Below are 3,811 nucleotides of genomic sequence, written 5' to 3' on the forward strand. Positions count from 1 at the left end.
CGGCCCCGGACCCACCGAAGGGCCCGGTGGCAGCCGGGCCCTGCGGTGCGAGGGTGTGTCAGGCGGTTCGAGGGGTGCGCGGGCCCGGACGGGCCCGGCGGTCCCGGACGGGCCCGGACGGGCCCGGCGGTCCCGGACGGGCCTAGAAGGCCTCCTCCGCCAGGTCCATGATCTCGTTGTCGATGCCCTCGGCGATCAGGCGCTGCGGGGCAACGGTCGGCAGGACGTTCTTGGCGAAGAAGCGGGCCGCCGCGACCTTGCCCTGGTAGAACGGGACGTCCTTCTCGGAGGCGCCGGCCTCCAGCTTGGCCAGGGCCACCACGGCCTGGCGCAGCAGCAGCCAGCCGACCACGACGTCGCCGGAGACCATCAGCAGGCGGGTGGTGTTCAGGCCCACCTTGTACATGTTCTTGACGTCCTGCTCGACCGAGGTCAGGTCGGCGATCAGCTTGCCGACGATGGCCGCCAGGTCCTCGGCGGCCTTGCCGAGCAGCTTGCGCTCGGCGGCCAGGGCGTCGCCGCCGGCGGCCGAGTCGACGAACTTCTGGATCTGCTCGGACAGCGCGGTCAGCGCCTGGCCGCCGTCCTTGACGATCTTGCGGAAGAAGAAGTCCTGGCCCTGGATCGCCGTGGTGCCCTCGTACAGGGTGTCGATCTTGGCGTCCCGGATGTACTGCTCGATCGGGTACTCCTGGAGGTACCCGGAGCCACCGAAGGTCTGCAGCGACTGGGCGAGCTGCTCGTAGGACTTCTCCGAGCCGTAGCCCTTGACGATCGGCAGCAGCAGGTCGTTGAGGCGCTCGGCGGCCTCGTCGTGCTCGCCGCGCAGCTTGGCGGCCATCATGTCGTCCTGGGTGGACGCGGTGAACAGCACCAGCGCGCGCATGCCCTCGGCGTAGGCCTTCTGGGTCAGCAGCGAGCGGCGCACGTCCGGGTGGTGGGTGATGGTGACGCGCGGGGCGGTCTTGTCCAGGAACTGCGAGATGTCGGCGCCCTGCACGCGCTCCTTGGCGTACTCCAGGGCGTTCAGGTAGCCGGTGGAGAGGGTGGCGATGGCCTTCGTGCCGACCATCATCCGGGCGAACTCGATGATCTTGAACATCTGGCGGATGCCGTCGACCTTGTCGCCGAGCAGCCAGCCCTTGGCCGGGTGCTTGGCGCCGAAGGTCATCTCGCAGGTGTTCGAGGCCTTGAGGCCCATCTTGTGCTCGACGTTGGTGGCGTAGACGCCGTTGCGCTCGCCCAGCTCGCCGGTCTCCCAGTCGAAGTCGAACTTGGGGACGATGAACAGGCCCAGGCCCTTGGTGCCCGGCTTGCCGCCCTCGGGGCGGGCCAGCACCATGTGGATGATGTTCTCGGACATGTCGTGCTCGCCCGAGGTGATGAAGCGCTTGACGCCCTCGATGTGCCAGGAGCCGTCCTCCTGCTGGATCGCCTTGGTGCGGCCGGCGCCCACGTCGGAGCCCGCGTCGGGCTCGGTGAGGACCATGGTGGAGCCCCACAGGCGGTCGGTCATCCGCTTGGCGACCTCGAGCTGCTCCTCGGTGCCCTCCTCGGCGATGACGCCGGCGAAGGCCGGGCCGGAGGAGTACATCCAGATGGCCGGGTTGGAGCCCAGGATCTGCTCGGCGAAGGCCCAGATCAGCGAGTTCGGGGTGACCTGGCCGCCGATCGACTCCGGGATGCCCAGGCGCCACCACTCGGCGTCCATGAAGGTCTGGTAGCTCTTCTTGAAGGTGGCCGGGATCGGCGCGGTGCTGGTCTCCGGGTCGAAGACCGGCGGGTTGCGGTCGGTGTCGGCGTAGGACGCCGCGAGGTCGTTCTCGGCGAGGCGCGCGATCTCGCTGAGGATGTTCTTCGCGGTCTCGACGTCCATGTCCGCGAACGGTCCGGTGCCGTACACCTGCTCGCGGCCGAACACCTCGAAGAGGTTGAACTCCACGTCCCGCAGGTTGGACTTGTAGTGACCCATGGCCGTTATCTCCGGTTCGTCGCTTCCGGGAGACCGCCGCGTTCCGGCGTCCCGTACCCACCAGTAGGCATCATGATGCTACCCAGCGGTAACTTGGGCAAGCCCCCGCCGGCGAATCCGCTATGAACGTGGTCACGTCCCACAGCCGACGCGGCCACTCCTTGTCAGGATCGGTGCCAGCGGAGAGGGGTGCGCTCCCGCTAGCCTGTCCGTGTGTACGGATATGACCAGAACACATACCCGGGCGACCCCTACCAGCAGCAGGCGGGACCGCAGCAGGGCATGAACGGCATGCCCGGACCCGACGCCTACGGCGGGCAGTCGCAGGCCCCCCAGCAGTCCCTGTACCCCGAACCCTCGCCGCCCTCACTCGCGGACGCCGTCCGGGCCTTCACCACCGGCTCGATGGCGGTCGAGGACTTCCAGGCGATCTTCATCACCTCGAAGGTGCACTGCCCCCGCGGCGACCGCCCCGGCTTCCTGGCGCTGCACAACACCCCGACGCCGGTGATCCCGATGTTCAGCTCGCTGAAGGAGCTGCGCCGCTACGCCGGCAAGGACTCCAAGCACTTCACCGTCACCGGCGCCGAGGTCCTGGACCTGCTGCCGACCGGCTACGGCTTCGCGCTGGACATGGAGGGCGAGCACCGGATGGTGTTCGACGCCAAGGCCGTCGAGCAGATGGTCGACTTCACGATGCGCCGGATGTACGGCTGAGCCATGCTGGACGAGGAGCCCCACGCTCCTTCGTCACTACATAGTTCAACTTTCAACTTGCTTGTTGTTGAGGATTGAACTAATCTCATGGATGTAGGCCAGACACCCCCCGAAGGAGGCCGACATGCCCGCCGTGACCGTCGACAACCCGCTGACCCTCCCGCGCGTCACCACGCCGGACCCCGCCGTCACGAGCGCACGGCCGGTCCTCACCGTGGCGACCGCCCCCGAGGGCTACGAGGGCGAGGGCTTCCCCGTCCGCCGCGCCTTCGCCAGGATCAACCAGAAGTACCTCGACCCGTTCATCATGATGGACCAGATGGGCGAGGTGGACTACGCGGCCGGCGAGCCCAAGGGCACCCCCTGGCACCCGCACCGCGGCTTCGAGACCGTCACGTACATCATCGACGGAACGTTCATCCACCGGGACTCGCACGGCGGTGGCGGCACCATCACCGACGGCGACACCCAGTGGATGACCGCCGGCTCCGGGCTGCTGCACATCGAGACCCCGCCGGAGTCCCTGGTGCAGTCCGGCGGCCTCTTCCACGGCCTCCAGCTGTGGGTCAACCTGCCCGCCTCGGACAAGATGATCACCCCGAAGTACCAGGACATCCGCGGCGGCAGCGTCAAGCTGCTCAGCACCGAGGACGGCGGCGCGCTCCTGCGCGTCATCGCCGGCGAGCTGGACGGCCACCAGGGCCCGGGCACCACCTTCACCCCGATCACCATGATCCACGCCTCGATCAACCCCGGCGCCCAGATCACCCTGCCCTGGCGCGCCGACTTCAACGCCCTCGCCTACGGCCTCGCCGGCAACGGCTCGGCCGGCACCGAGCACCGCCCCTTCCACCGGGGCCAGGCCGTCGTCTTCGGCGACGGCGACTCGATCACCCTGCGCGCCGACGAGAAGCAGGACTCCCGCGACAACAACTTCGAGGTCGTCCTCCTCGGCGGCCTCCCGATCCGCGAACCCGTCGCCCACTACGGCCCGTTCGTGATGAACAGCCACCGCGAGCTCCAGCAGGCCATGGAGGACTTCCAGGCCGGCCGCCTCGGCACCATCCCCGCCGACGGCCACTGAGCCCGCCCGCTCGTGAGGGCCCGGACCGCACCCAGTCC

Annotated in this window: 3 protein-coding genes; 2 read left to right on the forward strand and 1 reads right to left on the reverse strand. The window is 68.8% G+C overall.

Annotated elements, in window-relative coordinates:
* Nucleotides 1-142: 142 nt before the first annotated feature.
* Nucleotides 143-1,972 (reverse strand): acyl-CoA dehydrogenase, encoded by a 1,830-nt coding sequence (locus ACFU7Z_RS37560; RefSeq protein ID WP_380782591.1) that lies wholly within the window; start codon nucleotides 1,970-1,972, stop codon nucleotides 143-145.
* 213 nt (nucleotides 1,973-2,185) lie between these two features.
* On the opposite strand from ACFU7Z_RS37560, the gene ACFU7Z_RS37565 reads away from it, so the two are divergent.
* Nucleotides 2,186-2,689 (forward strand): SseB family protein, encoded by a 504-nt coding sequence (locus tag ACFU7Z_RS37565; RefSeq protein WP_049651062.1) that lies wholly within the window; start codon nucleotides 2,186-2,188, stop codon nucleotides 2,687-2,689.
* A gap of 124 nt (nucleotides 2,690-2,813) precedes the next feature.
* Entirely contained in the window at nucleotides 2,814-3,773 is a 960-nt protein-coding gene (locus ACFU7Z_RS37570; RefSeq protein WP_049651061.1) for a pirin family protein, read from the forward strand.
* The last annotated feature ends 38 nt before the right edge of the window (nucleotides 3,774-3,811 follow it).

Origin of the sequence: Kitasatospora sp. NPDC057518 (assembly GCF_042802075.1) — a bacterium.
Taxonomy (GTDB): domain Bacteria; phylum Actinomycetota; class Actinomycetes; order Streptomycetales; family Streptomycetaceae; genus Kitasatospora.